Raw genomic sequence first — 23,572 nt, 5'->3', positions numbered from 1 at the left:
TCATCCTCCATTATGCAAAATCAATGTAAAACACATACACATTTTGTTACAATGAGCCATGTAAAGTCGATCGGGAACTGCCGTCATGACCACCAAGCCATCCTTTTCCGATACTGCAGTTGATCACCAGATCACCCTGAATCTGCTTAACTCCATGATTCAGGCTTTGCCCGATCTGATTTTTCGCTTGAATGATCAAGGGTATCTTTTGTCTGCCAAGGATGACCCGAACCTGCTGTTACCCACCAGGGACTTTATCGGGCGCCCAGTCACCGAAGTACTGCCACCCGATCTGGCCCGCCTGACGCTGGATCGCATCACCGAAACCCTGCAGCGCCAGCAACGGGTCTGTTATGAATACAGCATCACTGCTCAGGGCAAAACCAGCTTTTATGAAGCCCGCATGATGCCACTGAGTGAGCATGAAGTGCTGGCCATTGCCAGAGACATCACTGAGCAGGTACAAGCCAGGGAAGTACTGCTATCAACCCAGAAGCGCCTGACTGCCATTTTTGATATTGCGCCGGTTGGCATTAGCGTGACGGATGAGCAGGGCAATATCATTGACTGCAATCCTGAGTCCGAACGCCTGCTGGGCATCAGCAAGGCAGACCATCTGGCTCGCAACTACGCTGACCACCACTGGACCATTCACGCCGAAGATGACTCCTTGCTGGCACCGGAAGACTTTGCCAGTGTTCGTGCATTAAAAGAAAACCGCAGCATTGTCGGACAGGTTCAGGAAATCCGTCATCCGGGTTTCAGCAGCTGGATACTGGTCAGCGCCACACCACTTAACCTGCCAGGCTATGGGGTGTTGATCGCTTATGCCGACATTAACGCACTGAAAAGAACCGAAGCACTGCTGGCAGAGCAAAAAGCCGAACTGCAACACTCCAATGCCGAGCTGGAACAGTTTTCTTATGTTGCCAGTCATGACCTGCGCCAACCCCTGCGCATGATCAACAGCTATCTGGAGCTGCTGCATAAACAGCTGGAGCAAACGCTCAGTGATGAGCAGCAAACCATGATTCACTTTGCCACTGAAGCTGCCGCCCGCCTGGATCACATGCTGGTTTCACTGCTTGAATACTCCAGAGTGGGCCGTCGCGGTGAGCCCATGAGGCGAGTGAACAGCGAACTGGCCTTGCTGGAAGCACTGAGATTCCTGCAACCGCAGATTGATGAACAGCAGGCTGAAATCCGTTTTAACGGTGAAGAGTGGCCGGTGGTGTTTGCCAGCCCGGATGAACTGACTCGCCTGCTGCAGAACCTGATCAGCAACAGCATCAAATACCACCAACCCAACCAACCGCCCCGGATCACCCTGACAGTGGAGCGGCAGAAGAATTTCTGGCAGTTCAACATCATTGATCAAGGCATCGGCATTGATCCAACACAATTTGACCGGTTATTCAGAGTCTTTCAGCGCCTGCATTCCCGCGATGAGTTTGAAGGCTCCGGCATAGGGCTGGCCATTTGCCGCAAAATTGTGGAGCGTCATGGCGGACAAATCAGCGTTACCTCTGAAGGGTTAAATCAGGGCTGCTGTTTTAGCTTTACACTACCCGCACAAGCCATCAGCACCTGAACCAGACACCGGGTCAGCAAAAAACCATTAATCATGTATTTTTTATAAATCTGTCGATATACTCGAACCCTAATAGATGCAATTAAAATGCAGTTTTTAGATCAGGGGGGTCGCCATGCTCGCCATCAAAGCCACCAACAGCTCAAAAGAAAATCGCCACTTGATACCCGAAGCCGCCAATGAGCCGGTTATCAAACCTTCCGCACTGGATCTGGGTATCAGTTACCACCTGCGTAACGATAACGAGCTCTGGGCAGACTTCACCCCTGTTCAATCCAGCATTGAACTGAAGCCGCTGGACTTTGCTCAGCTAACACTGGAAGCCGGTTATCCACCGGATGACTTTCCGCTGTTACCCAGTGCTGTGGCAGTCCTGCTGGATGCCATGCGGCGCGGTGAAGGGCGTGAAGCCTGTATCAGCCTGCCGGTGGATGCTGAACTGGAAATTCACCTCAGTGAAAACAAGCTGGTGGCCGGTGCTGTGCTGCGTGGCAGTCATGGGCGCGGCAAACCCCTGGATCGTGCGCGCCTGGAAGAGTTGATCCGTAAACACAAGATCACCCGTGGCCTGCTGGATGACGTGGTAGAAACCCTGACCAGCGCGGATCTGAATGGTAAGTTACACAACACCGAAAACTCATACAGCACCGTACTGGCTTACGGTGAAACACCGGTGGACGGCCAGCATGCACGCATTGAGCCACTGGTGGAAGGTGCTTCTGACCGCCGTTTATTCACCGACCATTATGACCGGGTGGATTATTTTGACCGGGGTGATTTTCCTTTTGTGGCTGCCGGCACGCCACTGATACGCCGCCACCCCCCCACCAAAGGCAAACCCGGCTGGACAGTGACCGGCAAAACCTTGCGTGCCAGAGATGGCAAAGACATCCAGTTGAAGCTCAAGGACGCCAGTGTCTGCCTGGATGAACAGGACCCTGACCTGTTGCTGGCAGCAGTGGATGGCATGCCGGTGATCCATGACAAAGGCGCGCAGGTGGAGCAGGTATTGCGTCTGCCACGCGTGGACTTGTCCACCGGCCATGTGCGTTACAAGGGCAGCGTGGAAATCAGTGGTGAAGTACTGGATGGCATGCAGGTCATTGCCAGTGGCGACATCCGTGTGCAAGGCACCGTGGATGCGGCTTTTCTTAAAGCCGGTGGTCACATCGAGCTGGCAACCGGAGCCATCGGCAACAAGGATGCCCAGTACCTGACTGAAAAGGCTCGTTTAAAGGCCACTTGCAGCATTCGTGCTCGCTTTGTGCACGAAGCCCTGCTGGAGGCCGGTCAGGAGATCGTGATTGGCAGTCATGTCAGTCAGTCTAAACTCACCGCCGGAACCTTCATTCAGGTGGAAGGCAAAGGCCAGGTGACTGGATCACAACTGATTGCCACCGACCTGATAGAAATCAACACCAGTGGTGCGCTGGCCTTCAGTAAAACCGAGCTGAGAGTGGGCGACTGTCGTCAGGCAGAAGAGGAATACACCCAACTGCTGCGCAAACAGACCCAACTGGATCGCAACAAATACAAACTGGTTGAGCTGGCACGTGATGCTCGCCACAAGGGTGCAGAAAAGCTGGAGCGCATGAAACCCATGCTGCTGAAAGCCAAACAGTCACTGCAACTGCATCAGCGACTGCTGGACCAACGCCGCGAGCAGGTTCAGGCGGATCTGAAGCGCGCTTTTGCTGCCAAGGTAGTGATCAACCGCCGCGCTTACCCCGGCACCAGCGTGATCATTGCCGGACGCAAACAGGAGATCAACAGGGAAAGTGAACAACTGACCTTTGCCCTGGTGGAAGGCAAGATTACCGTGATCTGATGCTTGCCCTGACAAAGCCTCAGAACATGCCCAGTTCCAGCCGGGCGTCTTCGGACATCATCTCGCGTGACCAGGGGGGTGAAAACACGATCTCGGTATTCACCTGACTGAGGTCTTCAGCCCCCTGGATCTTGCGGCGGGCATCTGCGGCAATCACTTCACCCATGCCACAACCCGGCGCGGTCAGGGTCATTTTGATGTTCAGCATCTTGCGGCCATCAAGCAGATCCACCACCTTCATGCCATACACCAGCCCCAGATCCACGATATTGACCGGAATTTCCGGATCAAAACAGGTGCGCAACTGTTCCCAGGCAAATTCAAGGATCTGTTCGTTACTGGCACCCTTGGCCAGTACCGGGCGCTCCACCGGTGGCAGACCCAGTGCATCCAGATTGCGCCCTTCCACCATGTACAAACGGCCCTGATGTCCAATGCTGACCGTGCTGCCGCGTGCCTGCATGACCTCCACCGTTTCACCTTCCGGCAGGGTGATGGCCTTGCCAAAGGGCACCGAGATCACCTCGGTTTCCCGCAACAGCGCCAGCTTGTCGCCTTTGTTTAACGGGTTGGAAGACGACTGAGTCATATCAGCATCTCCCGCACCCGCACCAGTGCCGCCACAAAGGCATCCACTTCTTCAAAGGTGTTGTAGGCCGCAAACGAAGCCCGCGCCGTGGCGTTGACACCCAGATGGTGCAACACCGGCATGGCACAATGATGTCCGGTGCGGATTGCCACACCCAGTTGATCGGTCAGCAGCCCCAGATCCTGGGCATGGGCATCTTCCAGTACAAAAGAAATCACCCCGGCCTTGTGTGCCGCTTCGCCCAGAATCCGCAGACCCGGCAGCTCAGCTTTCATGCGTTCAGTGGCATACACCAGCAACTGGTGTTCCCAGTCACTGATGGCCTGCACGCCCACCCGCTGCATCCAGTCCACCGCTGCACCCAGCCCAATGGCTTCGGCAATGGCCGGTGTACCGGCTTCAAACTTGTGGGGTAATCCGGCCCAGGTGGTTTTTTCAAAGGTGACCACATCAATCATGTCACCGCCCCCCTGCCAGGGTGGCATGGCATCCAGCAGTTCAGCCTTGCCATACAGCACACCAATGCCGGTGGGGCCGTACATCTTGTGGCCGGAGAAGGCATAAAAATCCACATCCAGCGCCTGCACATCCACCGGCTGATGCGGAATACCCTGCGCACCATCCACCAGCACCGGAATGCCCAGCGCATGGGCTGCCGGAATGATCTGTTCCAGCGGGGTGATGCTGCCCAGCGCATTGGACACCTGGGTGATCGACACCAGCTTGACCTGGGGTGTCAGCAAACGATGGAAGGCATCCATGTCGAGGCTGCCATCGGGCAGGATTGGAATCACCTTCAATTCAATGCCAATCTGCTCACGCAGCAGCTGCCAGGGCACGATGTTGGCATGATGCTCCATCATCGACACCAGCACCTGATCTCCCGCTTTCAGGTTGGTTCGACCCCAGCTCTGCGCCACCAGGTTGATGCTTTCGGTGGTGCCACGGGTGAAGATCACTTCACGACTGGAGGCTGCATTGATGAAACCCTGCACCTTCTGGCGTGCCAGCTCATGGGCATCAGTGGCTTCCTGTGACAGGGTATGCAAACCCCGGTGAATGTTGGCATTGGTCTGACGGTAATAGTCATCCATCGCCTCGATCACACTCAGGGGTTTCTGGCTGGTGGCGGCATTGTCCAGATACACCAGTGGTTTGCCATTCACTTCACGCGCCAGAATCGGAAACTCGGCACGCAATGCCATCAGGTCATAAGCCGGTTGCCGGGGCAGCACACCTGCACCACTTGTCAGATTGAGGTTGCTCATCAGTCCAGTTCCAGTTCGACCTGTTGCGGCAACTGACCGGCCACGGTGGTTTCCACCAGCCGGTAAATTTCGGGAATCGGCAACTGGTCGATCACCTCGTTGGCAAAAGCCAGCGTCAGCAATCCACGCGCCAGGGTTTCATTGATGCCGCGCGCACGCAGATAAAAGAGTGCCGTTTCATCCAGCTGGCCGGTGGTGGCGCCATGTGAACACTTCACGTCATCGGCGTAGATTTCCAGTTCCGGTTTGGTGTCAATCTCAGCCTGATCACTCAACAGCAGGTTGGCGTTGCTCTGCTGGGCGTTGATCTTCTGGCTGTCGCGTTTGACAATCACCTTGCCGTTGAACACACCCCGGGCGCGATCATTCAGGATCGCCTTGTAGTTTTCAAAGCTGTTGGTCAGCGGTGCGTTGTGATTCACCAGGCTGTGAATGTCCAGATGCTGGCGGTTGCGCCCGAACAGCAGGCCGGAAAAGCTCGACTCGGCACCCTCACCATTCAGGTCGGCCACCAGATCATCCCGTACCAGCTTGCCACCCAGATTCATGTGGTGGCAGGTGTAACGGCTGTCGCGCTTCTGTTCAATCTGCACACGACCCACCCACCACTCGTTGTCACTGCCGGACTGCAACAGGGTATGACGCAACTGTGCATTACGCTCCAGCACGCCTTCCAGTACCCGGTTGGTGAAGTTGCCAGCATCCTCGGCACCCACAAAATACTCCACCAGCTGCATTTCACTGTTGCTGCCGGCAGCAAGCAAGACGCGGGGGTGAGACATCACCGGTGTTTCACTGGCAGTGGACAGATAAACCAGCAGCAGCGGTTTTTTCAGTTGCTGGTTGTTGCCCAGACGGATCACCGCACCTTCACCGGCAAAGGCAAAGTTCATGGCGGTGAACACATCCACATCAATGCCCGCCAGCCGACCCATCATGCCGCAGGTCAGTTCCAGCTCCTTATCCAGCGCTTCGGATAAGGGTTCAATCACCACGGCATCCTGCATGGCATCCAGATCCGACAGCTCAGGGGCATACACACCATTCACCAGCACCAGACGATAGGCATCCAGTTGCAGGTCACGGCTGTTCAGCAGTTCACGCGCTGCCTTGAGATCATAATCCCGCTTCAGGGTGAAGTTGCGACGCGCCAGTGCTTTGGTGTCGGTGTATTTCCAGCGCTCCACATTCGGAGTCGGAAAACCCAGATGCTCAAAACGGGCAAAGGCGGCAATGCGCTGGCTTTTCAGCCAGCCGCTTTCAGCATCCTTGTTAAAGGCCGTAAAGGCCTCGCTGTACTGGTTCATGCTGTACCCTCCAGCAACCAGTCGTAACCCTTCTCCTCCAGTTCCAGCGCCAGCGACTTGTCACCGGATTTGATGATCTGGCCATCTGCCAGCACGTGAATGAAGTCCGGCACGATGTAATCCAGCAGGCGCTGATAGTGGGTGATCATCAGGATGCTGCGGTTGGCAGCACGCAGGGAGTTCACCCCTTCCGCCACCACTTTCAGGGCATCAATATCCAGACCCGAGTCGATTTCGTCCAGAATCGCCAGCTTGGGTTCCAGCACCAGCATTTGCAGAATTTCATTGCGCTTCTTTTCACCGCCGGAAAAACCTTCATTCACTGCACGATGCAGGAAGGAGTTGTCCATTTTCATGAACTTCAGCTTCTCACGCACCAGTTGCATAAAGGCCGGTGCTTCAATTTCAGGCTCGCCACGCGCCTTGCGCTGGGCATTCAGGGCGGCTTTCAACAGGTAGACGTTTTTCACGCCGGGAATTTCCACCGGATACTGGAAGGCCAGCATCAGACCGGCGCAGGCACGCTCTTCCACTTCCATGTCCAGCAGGTCCTGACCTTCAAAAGTCACCGAACCGCCAGTCACTTCATAACCTTCACGACCGGCCAGTACCGCCGACAGGGTGGATTTGCCCGCACCGTTCGGGCCCATGATGGCGTGAATCTCACCGGGGTTGATGGTCAGGTTCAGGCCCTTGAGGATTTCACGGCCTTCAACTTTGGCGTGCAGGTCTTTAATCTCGATCATCTTCTGGTCTCTTTAAAAATATGAATTCTGGCCGTATTAACCAACAGCGCCTTCAAGTGTCACGTTCAGCAGGGCTTCGGCTTCCACTGCAAATTCCATCGGCAGTTCCTTGAATACGTCTTTGCAGAAGCCGTTCACAATCATGTTCACTGCGTCTTCTTCGGAAATGCCACGCTGCATGCAATAAAACAGCTGGTCTTCGCCAATTTTGGAGGTGGTGGCTTCGTGCTCCACCTGAGCACTGGCATTACCGATTTCCTGATAAGGAAAGGTATGCGCGCCACACTTGTCGCCCAGCAACAGGGAATCACACTGGGTGAAGTTGCGGGCATTCTTGGCACCCGGCAGGATTTTCACCAGACCACGATAAGACTGGTTGGAGCGACCGGCAGAAATGCCTTTGGAAATGATGGTCGAGCGGCTGCCTTCACCCAGATGAATCATCTTGGTGCCGGTGTCGGCCTGCTGGAAGTTGTTGGTCACCGCCACCGAGTAGAACTCACCGACGGAATCTTTGCCGCGCAGCACACAACTGGGGTATTTCCAGGTGATGGCAGAACCGGTTTCCACCTGAGTCCAGCTGATCTTGGCACGATCACCACGGCAGTCACCGCGTTTGGTCACGAAGTTGTAGATACCGCCCTTGCCTTCTTCATCACCGGGATACCAGTTCTGCACGGTGGAGTATTTGATGTAGGCATCGTCCAGCGCCACCAGCTCAACCACGGCTGCGTGCAACTGGTTTTCATCACGCATTGGCGCGGTGCAACCCTCCAGATAAGACACCTGCGCACGTTCTTCGCAGATGATCAGGGTGCGCTCAAACTGCCCGGTGTTGGCGGCATTGATGCGGAAATAGGTGGACAGCTCCATCGGGCAGGTGACGTCTTTGGGAACAAACACAAAGGAGCCATCGGTGAATACCGCCGAGTTGAGTGCAGCGTAGTAGTTGTCAGTCGGCGGCACCACGGTGCCCAGGTACTGACGCACCAGCTCCGGGTGCTCCTGCAGGGCTTCGGAGATGGAGCAGAAAATCACCCCGGCTTCGGCCAGCTTGGCCTTGAAGGTGGTGCCGACGGATACCGAGTCGAACACCGCATCCACCGCCACACCGGCCAGTGCGGCCCGCTCGTGCAGTGGAATACCCAGCTTCTCGAAGGTTTCCAGCAGCTTGGGGTCGACTTCATCCAGGCTCTTGGGGGCATCCTTGTTCTTGGCACCGGGCGCTGAATAGTAGGAAATCGCCTGATAATCGATTTTTGGATAAGACAGATGCGCCCAGGCCTGCGGGTCTTGCATGGTCTGCCAGTGACGGAAAGCTTCCAGACGCCACTCCAGCAACCATTCCGGCTCTTTTTTCATCGCCGAAATATGACGGATCACCCCTTCATCCAGTCCGGGGGGCAGGGTGTCGCTTTCGATGTCGGTTACGAAGCCTTGCTTGTATTCCTTGCGGACAAGCTGCTCCATCTCTTCACTCGCCATGGCGGTCTCCGGGTATCATCAAGTCAGTTTTATAATCGGGTTCCGGTTGCCACCACAGGGTATGACTGCTTCAGGACGCGTGAATACATCCCTGTAAGCTCCGACTGCAACATCCTGTTGCAGACGGCCTGAAGCCAGTCCTACCCTATAGTCAGCAATCCCAGTCAGTTATTTATCTACCACAAGCAGCCCTTGCCTGACTAACCGACCTCATGCAAGGTCAGTGTCTGGATCTGCACCCACGGCAGCTTGATCGCCTGCTGTTGAGCCAGTTGCGCCAGACTCACCGAAGCCAGCAATTGCTGAATCGCCTGCGTCACACGCTGCCAGTTATCAGACACACCACACTGGCCAACCAGATCACAGTGATGCAACTCCAGGCTGCATTCAGTCATTGCCACCGGCCCCTCAATGGCAGCAATCAGATCACTGGCCATGATGCGATTGGCCGGGCGTGCCAACTGATAACCACCCTGAGTGCCACGGCGGGAAATCAGCAGATCCGCTTTCACCAGCATCTTCAGCAACTTGCTCACCGTTGGCTTCGGCAAACCCAGCGCCTCCGCCAGCTCCGCCGAGGCATACAAACGCCCTGGCTCACGCGCCAGCTGCGCCATCAACACCACAGCATAATCGGTCAGTTTACTGAGTCTCAGCACATCAGCTTCCGGGCTTCGCCTGTTCGGTTTCTATTAAAGACTATTCTAGTCCTTTTTAAATTCCCAGTAAAGAAGTCAGGTACTGCAAGCCCAGCAGCAAGAGTTGCCACCACAAGGCATCTTTGCTAAAAGGAAGAAACCAAAGAAAGAGAGCAACAGGCCATTTGTCAGGGTCTTTTTAGATCGATATTTCCAAAAAGTTGACCACCACATATAGAAGAAGAGCTTAAAAGGTGTTTGAGCAGGCAAATTCGTACACAGGAGATTTAGCATGAGCATTGCCTTCACTGATCGGGAGCTTAAACGCGCCTGGCGGCAGTTGAAGAAGATCTCTATGCCGCACACGGATGGTAAGCGCGAGAATGCACATCGTCTGCTGCTGTTTTATGCTGTTGAGTGTGGGCTAAAAGCTGTCTGGCTTAAGCGAAAATGCCAAAGGTTGTTTACTGCTGAAGACGTCAAGCAAACAGGGCATGATCTGGGAAATATCCTGACTCGACTCAGTGCAGGCCATCACCTCAAGTTACCAGGTAATATTCAACTGACAGCGGTAATAGCCTCTGATGGACACGAAGAGCAGCGCAACTGCAATATGGAAAGCCTGCACCAAGTATGGCGTTACGGCGGCGTGAGCCTGAACCCGACTGATCAGCAGTGTGAAGTGCAGCTGGAACAGGTATTGAACTGGATAAATGGAGAGCTGCAATGAAAGCGACTGATAACTCATCTTTGCGGCTTTTGACTTGGCTGGATATCGAGCGTCTGCTGAAGCAGAAGACGCATTTGTGGCACAAAATGCCGGCAGGCATTGCCGCTTTCGATTGCTTTGCTGATGGTATGGATGTTTACCACAGTGGTAATGAGGCCCAAGTTGATGAGTGGTTATTCAACCTGTACGGCCGTTACTATTCAAAAGAAGAACGCTACATTCAGCTGCAGATTGGTCATACCCGCTATCCTGTTACATTGATTCATGATGAGGATGTTCGGACTGCTCCTGTTGACGGCTACCCCTTGTGGAAAGATGTGGTGTATTTACCGAGCGACGAAACCGACGAAGATGACAGCAGCAGTCAGGTACGGGAGCCTGATGTCGGGCTGAGTCAGGATTCGGATGGTGCTGCACGTACTTCATTCCAAGACGGGCCTGAGTTGATTTCGTTTCACTCGTTCAAAGGTGGCGTTGGTCGAACCAGTGCACTGATGACGTATGTTGCTGCCTGCTTTAAAGCGTCGGGGTCGGGACAAGAGCCAGCCAAACGTAAGAAGATTCTGGTGGTGGATGCCGATCTTGAGGCGCCGGGTGTCAGTTTTTGGCTGGATAGTGTCAATACACCCAGCGTGTCTTTTGTGCAGTTGCTTGAAGCGTTGCATTATCCGCCCGCCGGTGTCGACTGTACGTTGGATTATTTTGCTGACGAATTAAAGAAAACATCGTTCAGTGTGAGTGGGCTGGATCAGGAGTTGTTTGTATTACCCGCTGCGCTGGATTTGTGCGAAATTCAGGATATGCCGGTGGCGCCTGAACATCTGGCCCGAAATCCGGCCAATCCTTGGCAACTAAGTGATCATCTGCAGGCGTTGGGCCGACGATTGGAGGTCGATGCAGTATTTGTCGATTTGCGCGCAGGTTTGAGCGAGTTGGCTAGTCCGTTACTGTTTGATCCGCGTGTAGACCACTTCTTTGTCACCACTGTCGCGCCTCAGTCAGTCATGGGTATGGCGGAGATTTTGCGGCGACTTTACGCCTACAACAGCCGTTTGAAGGAAGAAATGAAGGCCGGTGCTCGACCAACGGTTGTGCTGAGTTTGCTGACACCAGAGCTACGCGAGTCAAAGTATTATCAGGAGGCGCTTAAGCAGTTGGGTGCTGCCTATCCGACAGCTGATCCTTTGGAGCAACATGTGCAGTGGCTGGAAGCTGATTTCAATAACAGCCTGATGTCCATTGGCTCCATTACAGAGGCCTTGAGCAGACTGACTGAAGCCAGGCCTTTGTATGCGTCCGCGACTGATTGGGCAAAAGCACTGTATATGGTACGACCTGCGCTGCAGTTGAACGATGGCACCAAGCCGGAACTTGCTACTGAGAGCCGTCACAAGTTGGCTCAAGACCTCTACGAGGTGTGCAACGAGGCGGCCTTTGCCGAGGGCACCGAGCTGGGGCACTTGCTGGCTATTGAGCCGCTGTTAAACTTGGGTAAACATTTTGCCCGGGAAATCCCAAGCGCACTGATGATTGGTGCAAAAGGGGCGGGTAAAACCTTTACCTACCGTCAGTTGGTACACAGCCTGAGCTGGCAGGTTTTTCTTGAAAAACTGAGTTTTCCAGCTGCCAACATACAGGATGCTTTGATTTTCCCGGCGCTTTGGTCATCGAATATTAGTGATAAGCCTGATGGCGAAATTAAACAGGCTCAACGTAATGTGTTGCATCAACTGGATTGTACAGAAGATGCTTTGCTGACGGCCAGTCAGTTGGACAGAAAAATTTCGGATGCTCTGTTGAAGCCACCCGCGCACTGGGATGACTTTTGGAATGAAATCATAGCCTGCCAGTTTGGTTTGCAGAATGCTGGGCTTACCGAGATCAATGCGTTATTGCAGCGTAGCGGTAAACGTATGGTGCTGGTATTTGATGGTATCGAGGATGCTTTCAAGGACGCCAGTCAGGAGCCTGCCAATCAGGCTATCGAATCATTACTCAAGCTGCCGAGCCGTTTGAATGAGCTGGCAGATCCGCAATTGGGTGCGATTATTTTTGTGCGCTTGGATTACGTGCAGGATGTGATTCGCCAGAATCTGGGGCAGCTGCTTAACCGTTATGGACCTTTCCGTCTGCACTGGAATGCAGAAAGTTTTTTGCGCCTTGCATATATGTTGAGCTGTCAGGCTGGTTTGTACAGCGAGCCTCGGCGCGCAGAGTCAATGGGGCTCGAGGAGCTAAAAGTCGAGCTGGAGCAGTTGTGGGGCAAAAAATTAGGCCGAGAGAAATCGAAAGAAGCTCACTCCGCACGCTGGGTCTACGCAGCGCTTTGTGATTTAAAAGGCAATGTACAGGCTCGTGATCTGGTTCGTTTTCTCAAGTTTGCTGCGCAGATCGAACGGCAACGATCTGGTCAGACATGGACTGATCGTTTGTTGGCGCCTGAGTCCATGCGCAATGCCATCAGTGACTGCAGCAAGGAGAAGGTTGATGAAGCCAAGGTCGAAATCAGCGTGTTGCGCAATTGGGTGGACGAAATGACCGAGCAGGGCTTGCGTAATATCAGGGTACCTTTCAGTGCCCAACAAGCGGGGTTGGACACAAAGATGCTGAAGACACTACAGGAAATCGGCGTTATCTATGAAGATACTGACAGTAAGAATGGCGATGAGTGTTTATATGTTCCTGAGATTTACCGCTACGGACTGGGATTTGATACCTCCGCAGCCGGACGACCGCGTACACAGGCTTTGCTGAAGAAAAATATCGGCACCATCCCGCTGTAATCTCGTGTAATGACCCAGTAAGGCCTGCACATGCTTTGACGACCCCTGCCAGAAAAAAACCGGAGCACCTTGCGGTGCTCCGGGGTTTTTCATGTTTCAACCGGCTGGATTATTTAACGCTTTCCAGGGCCTGGTTGAAGGTAGCGCTGGGGCGCATGACGGCATTGGCCTTGGACAGGTCAACGTGGTAGTAACCACCCAGGTCAGCCGGTTTGCCCTGGACTTCATTCAGTTCAGCAACAATCTGCTGTTCTTTTTCAGTCAGGGTTTTGGCCAGCGCTGCAAAGCGGGCAGCCAGTTCGCTGTCATCCTTCTGAGCGGCCAGTTCCTGTGCCCAGTAGAGGGTCAGGTAGAAGTGGCTGCCACGGTTGTCGATGTCACCGATCTTGCGTGATGGAGACTTGTTGTTCTCCAGCAGTTTGCCGGTGGCAGCGTCCAGCGCCTTGCCCAGTACCTGGGCGTGTTTGTTGCCGGTTTTCTGGCCCAGTTCGTCCAGGGAAACGGCAATCGCCAGGAACTCACCCAGTGAATCCCAGCGCAGGTAGTTTTCCTGCAGCACTTGCTGTACGTGTTTGGGTGCAGAGCCGCCAGCACCGGTTTCGTACATGCCGCCACCGGCCAGCATGGGCACAATGGACAGCATCTTGGCTGAAGTACCCAGCTCCATGATCGGGAACAGGTCAGTCAGGTAGTCACGCAGTACGTTACCTGTCACGGAGATGGTGTCCTTGCCACGAACCATGCGCTCCATGGAGGTACGAATGGCGCGGTTGTAGCCCATCACACGAATGTCCAGACCAGTGGTGTCGTGGTCTTGCAGGTACTTTTCAACTTTCTTGCGCAGTTCACGGTCGTGGGCGCGTTCAGCATCCAGCCAGAAAATGGCAGTGGTGTTGGACTGACGGGCACGGTTAACGGCCAGTTTCACCCAGTCCTTGATGGCTGCATCCTTGGTCTGGCAAGCGCGCCAGATGTCGCCTTTTTCCACGTTGTGCTGCATCAGTACGGTGCCATCCGCTTTAACCACGCGCATGACGCCGTCTTCCTTCATTTCATAGGTCTTGTCGTGTGAGCCGTATTCTTCGGCCTTCATCGCCATCAGGCCCACGTTGGGTACAGAGCCCATGGTGGTCGGATCAAAGGCACCGTTGGTGCGGCAGAAGTTGATCATTTCCTGATAGATGCGTGCATAGGTGGACTCAGGCATGACCGCCTTGGTGTCCTTCTGCTTGCCATCACGGCCCCACATCTGACCGGAGTTACGGATCATGGCCGGCATGGAGGCGTCAACAATCACGTCGCTGGGGATGTGCAGGTTGGTGATGCCTTTGACGGAATCAACCATTGCCATTTCCGGACGGTGCTCGTAGCAGGCGTGAATGGCCTCTTCGATTTCGTCCTGCTTGGACTGCGGCAGGGTTTTGATCTTGTCGTAAACGCTGGCCATACCGTTGTTGGGGTTAACACCCAGCTCTTCGAACAGCTCACCGTACTTCTCGAATACTTCGCGGTAGAACACACGCACTGCGTGGCCGAATACGATGGGGTGAGACACCTTCATCATGGTGGCCTTGACGTGCAGGGACCACATCACGCCATCTTCTTTACACTCTTGCAGGGTGCGCTCAAAGAAGGCATCCAGCGCTTTGGAGCTCATGAACATGGAGTCCAGTACTTCGCCTTCCTGCATTTTCAGGGTTTTCTTGACGTCAACCTGACCGGCCTTGTTCACAAATTCGATGCGCACATCACCGGCGGCTTCCATGGTCACGGACTGTTCGCTGGAGAAGAAGTCACCGCCACGCATGTAGTCAGCGTGAGAGCGGGAAGCCTTGCTCCACTTGCCCATGGAGTGAGGGAACTTGCGAGCGTAGGCTTTAACGGCCGGTGGTGCGCGACGGTCAGAGTTACCCTGACGCAGCACTGGGTTCACGGCAGAGCCCAGCACCTTGGAGTAGGCTTCCAGAATGGCTTTTTCTTCCTCGCTGGACGGCTCATCCGGGTACTCAGGCAGGTCATAACCCTGAGCTTGCAGTTCCTTGATACAGGCTTTCAACTGCGGAATGGAGGCACTGATGTTTGGCAGTTTGATGATGTTGGCTTCCGGCTGCTTGGCCAGTTCGCCGAGTTCTGCCAGGGCGTCGGGAACCCGCTGGTCTTCTTTCAGACGATCCGGGAAGGAGGCCAGTACACGGGCAGCCAGAGAGATATCACTGGTTTCCACTTCGATGCCGGCAGCCTTGGCAAAGGTGCTGACAACCGGCAACAGTGAGAAGGTGGCCAGTGCAGGTGCTTCGTCTGTAAAGGTGTAAACAATCTTGGATGTTGTCATGGGGTCCCCGATTCCTTAGTTGTGATCGACAACTCTTGCGGGTGTAACTTGTGGTCACACGTTCTGCCGGAGTTATACGTAAAACGTTTAATGGGTTGGCTAGTAATTTTACAACAGCGCATTTTACAGAAATTCACCTGATTTTTATACGCTGACTGCTTTATACCAAGGACTAAGCTGCAGCGCAGCATAAGCCTTGCCAGCCCTGCTGTTGCGACTACTGCTGGTTTTGCTGCAGTTTTTGTGGCCAGTCCAGGATCTGCATCCAAGTGGCACCCAGCCGTGCGGCCAGCCCGTTTTCCGCTGTTGGGCAGCTATCTCCCTGCACCGGCAAACAAACCGGCAGCTGACAGGCTCGGCCCAGCAGCGCCAGCGGGTTGTCCTGCCCCAGTTGCAGGCTGGCCAGTGACAGCAGATCGACCACATCCTCCCAGGGCAGCTTGCCGACCATGGACACCAACTGTTCTCGGATACCCTGATCCATCTGTTGCAGCAGGTGATCAATTTCCAGTTGTTCATGGCGTGAGCCAAACAGCCAGATTTGCCAACCGGCATCCAGCGCCTGTTGCAGCATCAACTGCCAGTGATCGGCGGCAGGTGCCTGACGCCGACCCGGCTCCGGCACATGCAGGCTGCCGGGGCACCAGGCCAGGATGGGTTGATCCGTGGTCAGGCCGTGTTCCCGCAGCAGGGTTTCCTGGCGCTCAGTGTCGGTTTTTAATGCCCCGCTGCTGATTGCAGGCAGCGGCTCACCGATGTCATGGGCCAGTGCCCGGTAACGATCCAGCGGGTGCGGGTGCAGATCCTTGCGCGGCAGACGGATATCAATCAGCAAGGAATAACGGTACATGCCACGGTAACCGGTGCGCTCGGGAATATTGGCCAGCGCCGGGATCAGCGCCGGCTTGAAACGATCCGGCAGTACCCAGGCGCGGCTGTAACCCTGCCCCTGCAGATCGATGCCTGCCCGCCAGTAGAGTTTCCAGCCCATGTTGGGCTCCGGCAGGTTCCAGACCCGGTCCACTTCCGGAAAACGACTGGCCAGCCCGGTTAATGCCGCCGGGGCCATCACATCCAGTGGTCGTGCCGGGTAGCGCTGTTTCAGGTCAGCCAGGGTGGCTTGTGCCAGCAGCAGCTTCTGGGCAGTGCCCGGCAGAATCACCAGATGACGACCATCCAGCGGGCGGCGAAAATGTCCCATTCAAATCTCCGGTGAAAGTGTTCAGCTGGCCTGTGGCGTGTCAAACAAACGGTTCCAGATGCGTGTGACCGCATCACGGTGCGCCTGCCAGGGAGCCGACTCCACACTGTTGCCGGTTTTCTCCAGCGAGGCATGGTGGGTGGCCTGGCGATAGGCCAGATAAGCCTCTTGCAACGCACGCACTTCATCTTCCGGCAACACCTGAGTGGCAGCCAGGGCATCCAGAATACGCATATTGTCGGTGTATTCCAGCAGTGCCGGCTGGGCATGACTGAATGCCAATACGCAGTATTGTACGATGAATTCGATGTCCACGATGCCACCGGCATCCTGCTTGAGGTGAAAACGGCTGTCCGCCTCCTGAGGCTTGCTGCCCAGGTTTTCGCGCATTTTCAGGCGCATGTCGATCACATCCTGACGCAACTTGGTCAGGTCACGCGGCTGCGCCAGAATGGCACAACGCAGCTGATTAAAACGCTCGACCAGCTCGGCATCACCGCAGATCACCCGTGCCCGCACCAGGGCCTGATGCTCCCAGGTCCAGGCCTGTTGCTGCTGGTAGTCGGCAAAGGCCTTTAAGCTGCTGACCAGCAACCCGGCATTGCCGGAAGGCCGCAACCGCATGTCCACTTCATACAACTGTCCGGAAGGGGTAGTGGCCGTGAGGAAGTGAATCATACGCTGGCCAAGTCGGCTGTAGAAGGTGATGCTGTCGAGGGATTTTTCACCGTCACTGCCCTGCGTGGGGTGACCGTCATGCACAAACACCAGATCCAGATCCGAGCCATAACCCAGCTCGATCCCCCCCATCTTGCCGTAACCAACCACAATAAAGGCCGGATCAGCGCGCTCACCATCACTGCGCAACGGATGGCCGTAACGCCGGATCAGATCACGCCAGGCCTGATGCAGCACTTGCTCCAGCAGCACTTCAGCAATGAAGGTGAGGTAGTCACTGACTTTCATCAGGTGGCGACGCGCCACGATGTCAGAAGCGGCCACCCGCAGCACGTTGGCATGACGGAAATAACGCAGCGCTTCCATCAGCGCTTCCATGTCATCTTCCGGAATGCGTGCCAGGTGTTGACGCAACTCATCCTGCAGGCGGGTTTTGTCTGCCGGTGAATAAAGGGTTTCAGGGCTCAGCAATTCATCCAGCAGTATTGGCATGCGCGCCAGCTGTTCAGCCAGCCAGGGACTGACCGCACACATCTGCACCAGTTGTTTCAGGGCTTCGGGGTTTTCCGTCAGCAGCAGCAGGTAAGCGGTACGGCGCAGCACAGCTTCCACCAGCCAGAGGGTGCGTTCCAGCGCAGCATCCGGGTCCGGGGTTTCCGTCACCGCACGCAGCAACAAGGGCATCAACTGGTCCAGTCGTTCCCGTCCGACCTGCTGCATGCTGGCCACCGCCCGGCCCTGTTGCAGGGCGTGCAGCAGATTCCAGCTTTGCTGAGGCTGGCGGAAACCGGCCTGCTGCAACAGCTCAATTGACAGTTCGGCATCCGGCTGGTCGCTCCACAGGCAACCCAGATCATCCTCGCTTTCAGTGGGCTGTTCTTCATCTTCGGGATCAGCAATCACTGCATCAAAGTGACGCCGCACCTGTTCACGCACCTGCTGCAGGCGCTGCATCAGTGCATCCCAATCGGCAAAACCACAGCGGCAGGCAATCCGCTGGCGTGCCAGGGCATCTTCCGGCAGGATCTGGGTCTGGCGATCTTCCAGTCCCTGCAGGGCATGTTCCAGATCACGCAAAAATGCATAAGCATCCAGCAGTTCGTCTGCGGCCTGTTGCGGCATCAATCCCAGTCCGCTGATCACCGGCAGCACCTTGCGGATGGAGCGCTCCTGCAATTCAGTATCCCGCCCCCCCCGGATCAACTGGAACACCTGGGTGATGAACTCCACCTCACGAATGCCACCGGAACCCAGCTTGATGTTGTCACCCAGATTTCTGCGCCGCACCTCACGGTTGATCATGGCCTTCATGGCACGCAGGGATTCGATGGCGCTGAAATCCAGGTAGCGCCGGTACACAAAAGGCCGCAGGTCATTCAGCAACTGCTCACCAGCCACCGGGTCACCGGCCATCACCCGTGCCTTGATCATCGCGTAACGCTCCCAGTCACGCCCCTGATCCTGGTAATACTCCTGCAGGGCATTAAAACTCAGTGCCAGTGCACCGGCATCCCCGTAAGGACGCAGGCGCATGTCGACCCGGAACACAAACCCTTCGGCAGTGACCTGATCCAGCGCGGCAATCAGCTTCTGCCCCAGTCGGGTGAAATATTCCTGATTGTCAAAACTGCGCCGCCCACCGAGGGTTTCACCCTGTCTGGCAAAGGCAAAAATCAGGTCGATGTCGGAGGACAGGTTCAGTTCACCGGCACCCAGTTTGCCCATGCCCAGCACCACCAGGCGCAAGGGTGACACTTCACCCTGTTCGGCCTGAGCCGGTGTGGTGCCTCGTGGGAAGGGGCGTCCCCAGGCAGCGGCATAGTGGTTTTCCAGCCAGTCCAGCGCTGCCTGCACCGTCACATCGGCCAGCCAGCTGACTTCCGCTGCGGTTTGCCATACCTGCTTGTAAAACCCGGCTTGCTGAGCATCCCGCCACAACAATCGCAGCATCACCGCACGCCGGAAGCGACGCAGCGTCCGTTGCAAGGCGGCTTCATCGGCGGGTGGCTGGCCGGCGGCATCCAGCAGACTGGCCTGACACCACTGCTGATAATCTTCACGCTGCAGCTTTTTATCCAACCACCCCTGTTCCAGCAGGCGCGGCAACAAGGCCGCATCGGCGACCAGCACATCAGCGGCATAGTCACTGCTGGCCAGCAAGCGGGTTAATCCAGCCAGTGTCTCGGCATCCAGTGCGGCATAAACCTCGGAAACCAAGGGTTTACCCAGGGTCTGCGCCAGCAGGTCAGCGGTGGACAGGGCATCCCGGATGCGGCTGAACGCCTGTTCAACTGTGGCATGTAATGTGGAAGGCAGCAGCGAAAGATCGGGTTGCAATAAGGCCATGAGGGTTCCATGAGAGTTGATCCGGCAACAATCTGACCAGCATAAATCACCGCTGCTGCAAGGCTCAAGCCGAACTGCCAGGACGTCGGTATCCTCCTGCCAGTCCGTCGGGAGAAAACACCCACTGCCAGACCTGCACACTTCTGGCGCGAAAGGCTCCGGCGCAGGACAGCAGGTAGTATTGCCACATACGCCGGAAGCCCTCCCCCATGCGCTCGGCAAATCCGGGCCAGGCTGCTTCAAAGTTGTTGTGCCAGGCCATCAGGGTGCGATCGTAATCTGCGCCAAAATTATGCAGATCCTCAGTGACCAGCAGCCCATCTGCAGCATCCGCTATCTGGCCCAGAGACGGCAGATCTCCATTGGGAAAGATGTACTTGTCCAGCCAGGGATCAGGCAGGTTAGCCCGGCGATTCTTGCCGATGGTGTGCAACAGCATCAAGCCATCGGGCTGAAGGATGTGCCGCACCAGCTCCATGAAGCTGCGATGGTTTTTACGCCCGACATGCTCAAACATGCCGATGCTGACAACCCGATCATATTTATCGTTTATATTCCGATAATCCTGCAAACGGATGGTTACCGGCAGATGTTTATAACGCTCTGCTGCCCAGCGTGCCTGTTCACGCGAAATGGTGACTCCCACACACTCCACGCCGTACTGCTCGGCAGCATAACCCATGAAGCTACCCCAGCCACAGCCGATATCCAGCACTTTCATGCCCGGTCGCAACTGCAGTTTCTGACAAACCAGCTCCAGTTTTGCCTGCTGGGCTTCTTCAAGGTTTGCCGCTCCTTGCTGCCAGTAGCCGCAACTGTATGACATACGGGAATCCAGCATGGCCTCATAAAAATCATTGCCGATATCATAATGCTGACAACCGACCTGCCAGGCACGACTGAGTGTCTGCAGATTCATTAATCTGGCCCGCAGGCCATGCCACAACAGGCGTCCCTGACCGGCAGCACGATCCAGCCTTGCTCGCAGCAGGCGATAAAAGAACTCATCAAGACGCTCGACATCCCAGCCACCCTCCATCCAGGACTCACCCAGACCCAGATTCCCCTGCGCCAGTACTCGCTCCGGCAGAGTCAGATCATGCAACTGAATATCCCAGGGGCGATCACCATCCACCCGGATATCCGCCAGCGCCAGAAAATCCGAAAGAGATTGCAGCACTGCTTCCGGTGTTTTGTCACCCGACTGGAGTACCGGCATCAACTGACTCATGGCATTCTCCTGTTTTGCAACCCATCCAACAAAGCTAGGCAAACAAGTTCAAATCAGCCAATAAGCTTTGCCAACCGATACCATCAAGGAAATCTCTTGACCAACAATTACGCTTGATTGCGCACTTGTTCGGTCGCAAAATAGCTGACCCACCATCCCGAGGGATGCCTGACCATGACCGACCCCTTGCTGCAACTGGCCCGAAGCTTTGCGGAAGCCGCACCGCCTCAGCCAGACCTGGTGGAAACACCCATCAATCCTGCTCCGGTGATTTGCTTTGACCAGTTATTGGATGCACTGGTTGAAAAGCGCTGGTTTGTGGCTGAACACTACCTGCCGGAAGCCCTCTGCACCGATCTGCTGGCAGACCTGCAACAGCTGCATCAGGCCGCCCAGTTGTCACCGGCCGGTGTCGGACGTGGCCAGGAACATCTGCTGAACGAAAACATCCGCGGTGATTACACCCACTGGCTGGATGGCAGCACCCCGGCACAGCAGGCTTACCTGGCGATCATGCGGGAGTTGAAGGACACCCTGAACCGCGAGCTGTTTCTGGGTTTGTTTGAATACGAATGCCACTACGCCTTTTATCCACCCGGTGCTTTTTATCAGAAGCACCTGGACAGCTTTCGTGGACGCAGTAACCGCAAGGTCACCACGGTGCTTTACCTGAATCCTGACTGGCAACCGGCAGATGCCGGTGAGATGCGGGTTTATCATCCAGACACAGGTTTGCCGCTGTTGGATGTACCCCCGCGCAGCGGCACCCTGGTGTGTTTTCTGTCTGAGGAAATACCCCATGAAGCGCTGCCAACAACGGCCAACCGTGCCAGCATTGCCGGCTGGTTCCGTTGCAATGCCTCACTGAACGGCCGCATCGACCCGGCACTCTGACCCGCCCTTACCCAGACCTCACTACTAGGTCGAAGTGACAGGCAAGGGTTTAAGACCTTAGACTGGCCAGACTGTTTTCTTTTCTCCTGCTCGGACGCTAGCCATGTCCCTTCCTTTTGCTACTGCCCTGCGCGAAAGCCTGCGCCAGGGTTATACCCTCCGTGACCTGCGGGCCGACCTGCTGGCCGGCATCACTCTTGGCATCATTGCTGTCCCCCTGGCGATGGCGCTGGCTATTGCCAGCGGTGTACCACCCCAGTACGGCCTCTACACGGCCATTATTGCCGGTGCGGTGATTGCATTAAGTGGCGGCTCACGCTTTTCAGTCAGTGGGCCCACCGCCGCCTTTGTGGTGATCTTGCTGCCGGTCACCAGCCAATACGGACTGGGCGGTTTGTTACTGGCCACACTGATGGCCGGTGTGATCCTGCTGCTGATGGGATTATTAAAACTCGGCCGCCTGATCCAGTTTATTCCGGCACCGGTCACCCTGGGATTCACTGCCGGTATTGCATTGGTGATTGCCAGCCTGCAATTAAAAGATTTTTTTGGTTTGCAGGAGATGGACAACACGGCACACTTTTTTATCAAGCTGCTGAGCTTCATTGATCTGCTACCCGCCATCAGCTGGGGTGACCTGCTGGTGGGACTGGTAACCCTGACCACGCTGATTCTCTGGCCGCGATTAAAAACGCCAGTTCCTGGTCATTTGCCTGCATTGCTACTGGGCACCGCACTGGCCCTGCTGGGCCCTGGTCTACTCCCTGGTTTTGAAGCCATATTGCTGGGCGACCAGTTCAGCTGGACCTTGGGTGATGAATCCGGGCGTGGCATACCACCGGTGGCTCCGTCTTTTATCCTGCCCTGGTTGATGCCCGGTGCTGATGGCGAACCCATCGGACTGAGCTGGGATCTGTTTGCTGCCCTGTTACCCGCCGCCTTTACCATTGCCCTGCTGGGTGCCATTGAATCCCTGCTGTGTGCAGTGGTTGGTGATTCACTGACCGGCACCAAACATGACCCCAATGCCGAATTGGTCGGCCAGGGGCTGGGCAATCTGGCTGCACCCTTTTTTGGTGGCATCACTGCTACAGGTGCCCTGGCGCGTACTGCTGCCAACATCAAATCAGGCGCTCGCTCACCCCTGGCATCCTTCTTTCATGCCCTGATGGTACTGGCCTGCATCCTGATTTTTGCTGATTGGTTGTCCTGGCTGCCGATGGCAGCACTGGCAGGATTGTTGTTGATGGTGGCCTGGAACATGAGTGAGGCACACCATGTGCTGCGCATGATCCGGATTGCACCCAGGAGTGATCTGCTGGTGCTGTTGACCTGTTTCAGCCTGACAGTGATGTTTGACATGGTGCTGGCCGTGGGTGTGGGCATTGTGCTGGCTTCACTGCTGTTCATGGGACGTATGGCTCAGGTCACCGAAAGCCGCACTCTGTCTGAAGAAGAACACAAGGACCTGCAACTGCCTGAAAAAATTGCCTGCGTGGAAATTGCCGGGCCCTTGTTTTTTGGTGCTGCGGAAAAAACCCTGGGACGACTGGGTCAAGTCTCGTCAGGTATCGAAGGGGTGTTTCTGGATTTCACTCAGGTACCCTCGCTGGATGTAACCGCCATGGAGTCCTTGCACACCGCTTTGCAGGAGCTGGAGGAGCAGCAGAAAACCGTGGTATTCATTGGCCTGCAACCCCATTTGATCCTGAAACTGCGCAAGGCGGGAATTCGCAGCAGTGAAAAGGTGCACTTTGCTCATAACCTCGCGCAAGCCAGTCTGCGGTGGCAAAATGAACAGCGTTTAAAGGATGCACCGGATGAGAAAACCGGACCAACACCATAAGTGTGAACGGCTTAACAAAAAAACACAGGCGATCTACGCACAATACGGCAATCTATTCGCCTAGTGGTGCATCACCGTA

Annotated in this window: 16 protein-coding genes; 6 read left to right on the top strand and 10 right to left on the bottom strand. The window is 55.6% G+C overall.

Annotated features, from left to right (window positions below):
• Positions 1 to 85: 85 nt before the first annotated feature.
• Both BT114_RS14815 and BT114_RS05630 read left to right on the top strand, forming a co-directional pair.
• Positions 86 to 1,591 (top strand): sensor histidine kinase, encoded by a 1,506-nt coding sequence (locus BT114_RS14815; protein ID WP_084661957.1) that lies wholly within the window; start codon positions 86 to 88, stop codon positions 1,589 to 1,591.
• A 115-nt stretch (positions 1,592 to 1,706) separates the two neighbouring features.
• Positions 1,707 to 3,419, top strand: coding sequence for a flagellar assembly protein A (locus BT114_RS05630; RefSeq protein ID WP_072325380.1), 1,713 nt, complete (start codon positions 1,707 to 1,709; stop codon positions 3,417 to 3,419).
• Positions 3,420 to 3,438: 19 nt separating this feature from the next.
• Here the strand turns inward: BT114_RS05630 and sufT are convergent, their stop codons facing one another.
• The 6 genes from sufT to BT114_RS05600 form a co-directional block, all read right to left on the bottom strand.
• Positions 3,439 to 4,008, bottom strand: a complete 570-nt coding sequence (gene sufT / locus BT114_RS05625; RefSeq protein ID WP_072325379.1) for a putative Fe-S cluster assembly protein SufT — start codon at positions 4,006 to 4,008, stop codon at positions 3,439 to 3,441.
• Positions 4,005 to 5,276 (bottom strand): cysteine desulfurase, encoded by a 1,272-nt coding sequence (locus tag BT114_RS05620; RefSeq protein WP_072325378.1) that lies wholly within the window; start codon positions 5,274 to 5,276, stop codon positions 4,005 to 4,007. Before BT114_RS05620 ends, sufT begins: the two co-directional genes overlap by 4 nt.
• The gene (sufD, locus tag BT114_RS05615; RefSeq protein WP_072325377.1) at positions 5,276 to 6,583 is read right to left on the bottom strand and encodes a Fe-S cluster assembly protein SufD; all 1,308 of its coding nucleotides are present in this window, start codon (positions 6,581 to 6,583) and stop codon (positions 5,276 to 5,278) included. Before sufD ends, BT114_RS05620 begins: the two co-directional genes overlap by 1 nt.
• Positions 6,580 to 7,329, bottom strand: coding sequence for a Fe-S cluster assembly ATPase SufC (gene sufC, locus BT114_RS05610; RefSeq protein WP_072325376.1), 750 nt, complete (start codon positions 7,327 to 7,329; stop codon positions 6,580 to 6,582). The genes sufD and sufC overlap by 4 nt, the downstream gene beginning before the upstream one ends.
• Before the next feature lie 36 nt (positions 7,330 to 7,365).
• The gene (gene sufB / locus BT114_RS05605; protein ID WP_072325375.1) at positions 7,366 to 8,814 is read right to left on the bottom strand and encodes a Fe-S cluster assembly protein SufB; all 1,449 of its coding nucleotides are present in this window, start codon (positions 8,812 to 8,814) and stop codon (positions 7,366 to 7,368) included.
• Between the two features lie 200 nt (positions 8,815 to 9,014).
• Positions 9,015 to 9,473, bottom strand: a complete 459-nt coding sequence (locus BT114_RS05600; RefSeq protein ID WP_072325374.1) for an SUF system Fe-S cluster assembly regulator — start codon at positions 9,471 to 9,473, stop codon at positions 9,015 to 9,017.
• Positions 9,474 to 9,744: 271 nt separating this feature from the next.
• Here BT114_RS05600 and BT114_RS05595 point away from each other — a divergent pair, with 271 nt between their 5' ends.
• Both BT114_RS05595 and BT114_RS05590 read left to right on the top strand, forming a co-directional pair.
• The gene (locus BT114_RS05595) at positions 9,745 to 10,182 is read left to right on the top strand and encodes a hypothetical protein (RefSeq protein ID WP_072325373.1); all 438 of its coding nucleotides are present in this window, start codon (positions 9,745 to 9,747) and stop codon (positions 10,180 to 10,182) included.
• The gene (locus tag BT114_RS05590; protein WP_072325372.1) at positions 10,179 to 12,965 is read left to right on the top strand and encodes a KGGVGR-motif variant AAA ATPase; all 2,787 of its coding nucleotides are present in this window, start codon (positions 10,179 to 10,181) and stop codon (positions 12,963 to 12,965) included. Before BT114_RS05595 ends, BT114_RS05590 begins: the two co-directional genes overlap by 4 nt.
• A 109-nt stretch (positions 12,966 to 13,074) precedes the next feature.
• Here BT114_RS05590 and BT114_RS05585 read toward each other — a convergent pair whose 3' ends face one another.
• The 4 genes from BT114_RS05585 to cfa all read right to left on the bottom strand — a co-directional run bounded on the left by BT114_RS05585 (position 13,075) and on the right by cfa (position 20,741).
• Complete coding sequence (locus BT114_RS05585) at positions 13,075 to 15,297, bottom strand: NADP-dependent isocitrate dehydrogenase (protein ID WP_072325371.1); 2,223 nt, start codon at positions 15,295 to 15,297, stop codon at positions 13,075 to 13,077.
• Between the two features lie 217 nt (positions 15,298 to 15,514).
• Entirely contained in the window at positions 15,515 to 16,498 is a 984-nt protein-coding gene (waaF, locus tag BT114_RS05580; protein ID WP_072325370.1) for a lipopolysaccharide heptosyltransferase II, read from the bottom strand.
• Between the two features lie 21 nt (positions 16,499 to 16,519).
• Complete coding sequence (gene glnE, locus BT114_RS05575) at positions 16,520 to 19,522, bottom strand: bifunctional [glutamate--ammonia ligase]-adenylyl-L-tyrosine phosphorylase/[glutamate--ammonia-ligase] adenylyltransferase (protein ID WP_072325369.1); 3,003 nt, start codon at positions 19,520 to 19,522, stop codon at positions 16,520 to 16,522.
• A gap of 64 nt (positions 19,523 to 19,586) precedes the next feature.
• Positions 19,587 to 20,741 (bottom strand): cyclopropane fatty acyl phospholipid synthase, encoded by a 1,155-nt coding sequence (gene cfa / locus BT114_RS05570; RefSeq protein WP_425434776.1) that lies wholly within the window; start codon positions 20,739 to 20,741, stop codon positions 19,587 to 19,589.
• Between the two features lie 186 nt (positions 20,742 to 20,927).
• On the opposite strand from cfa, the gene BT114_RS05565 reads away from it, so the two are divergent.
• Positions 20,928 to 21,647: a 2OG-Fe(II) oxygenase gene (locus tag BT114_RS05565; RefSeq protein WP_084661956.1), complete on the top strand. Its 720-nt coding sequence runs from the start codon at positions 20,928 to 20,930 to the stop codon at positions 21,645 to 21,647.
• Between the two features lie 103 nt (positions 21,648 to 21,750).
• On the top strand, positions 21,751 to 23,493 hold the full coding sequence (gene dauA, locus BT114_RS05560) for a C4-dicarboxylic acid transporter DauA (protein ID WP_072325367.1): 1,743 nt from the start codon (positions 21,751 to 21,753) through the stop codon (positions 23,491 to 23,493).
• The last annotated feature ends 79 nt before the right edge of the window (positions 23,494 to 23,572 follow it).

Source organism: Marinospirillum alkaliphilum DSM 21637, assembly GCF_900119735.1.
In the GTDB taxonomy this organism is placed as follows: Bacteria; Pseudomonadota; Gammaproteobacteria; order Pseudomonadales; family Halomonadaceae; genus Marinospirillum; species Marinospirillum alkaliphilum.
The sequence above is the reverse complement of the archived record's forward strand: the minus strand, read 5'-3'. Positions and strand labels throughout refer to the sequence as shown.

Bases quoted from the DNA above. Each gene is read 5' to 3' on its own strand.
- BT114_RS14815 (WP_084661957.1), top strand. From the start codon at position 86: ATGACCACCAAGCCATCCTTTTCCGATACTGCAGTTGATCACCAGATC.
- BT114_RS05630 (WP_072325380.1), top strand. From the start codon at position 1,707: ATGCTCGCCATCAAAGCCACCAACAGCTCAAAAGAAAATCGCCACTTG.
- sufT (WP_072325379.1), bottom strand. From the start codon at position 4,008: ATGACTCAGTCGTCTTCCAACCCGTTAAACAAAGGCGACAAGCTGGCG.
- BT114_RS05620 (WP_072325378.1), bottom strand. From the start codon at position 5,276: ATGAGCAACCTCAATCTGACAAGTGGTGCAGGTGTGCTGCCCCGGCAA.
- sufD (WP_072325377.1), bottom strand. From the start codon at position 6,583: ATGAACCAGTACAGCGAGGCCTTTACGGCCTTTAACAAGGATGCTGAA.
- sufC (WP_072325376.1), bottom strand. From the start codon at position 7,329: ATGATCGAGATTAAAGACCTGCACGCCAAAGTTGAAGGCCGTGAAATC.
- sufB (WP_072325375.1), bottom strand. From the start codon at position 8,814: ATGGCGAGTGAAGAGATGGAGCAGCTTGTCCGCAAGGAATACAAGCAA.
- BT114_RS05595 (WP_072325373.1), top strand. From the start codon at position 9,745: ATGAGCATTGCCTTCACTGATCGGGAGCTTAAACGCGCCTGGCGGCAG.
- BT114_RS05590 (WP_072325372.1), top strand. From the start codon at position 10,179: ATGAAAGCGACTGATAACTCATCTTTGCGGCTTTTGACTTGGCTGGAT.
- BT114_RS05585 (WP_072325371.1), bottom strand. From the start codon at position 15,297: ATGACAACATCCAAGATTGTTTACACCTTTACAGACGAAGCACCTGCA.
- waaF (WP_072325370.1), bottom strand. From the start codon at position 16,498: ATGGGACATTTTCGCCGCCCGCTGGATGGTCGTCATCTGGTGATTCTG.
- glnE (WP_072325369.1), bottom strand. From the start codon at position 19,522: ATGGCCTTATTGCAACCCGATCTTTCGCTGCTGCCTTCCACATTACAT.
- cfa (WP_425434776.1), bottom strand. From the start codon at position 20,741: ATGCCGGTACTCCAGTCGGGTGACAAAACACCGGAAGCAGTGCTGCAA.
- BT114_RS05565 (WP_084661956.1), top strand. From the start codon at position 20,928: ATGACCGACCCCTTGCTGCAACTGGCCCGAAGCTTTGCGGAAGCCGCA.
- dauA (WP_072325367.1), top strand. From the start codon at position 21,751: ATGTCCCTTCCTTTTGCTACTGCCCTGCGCGAAAGCCTGCGCCAGGGT.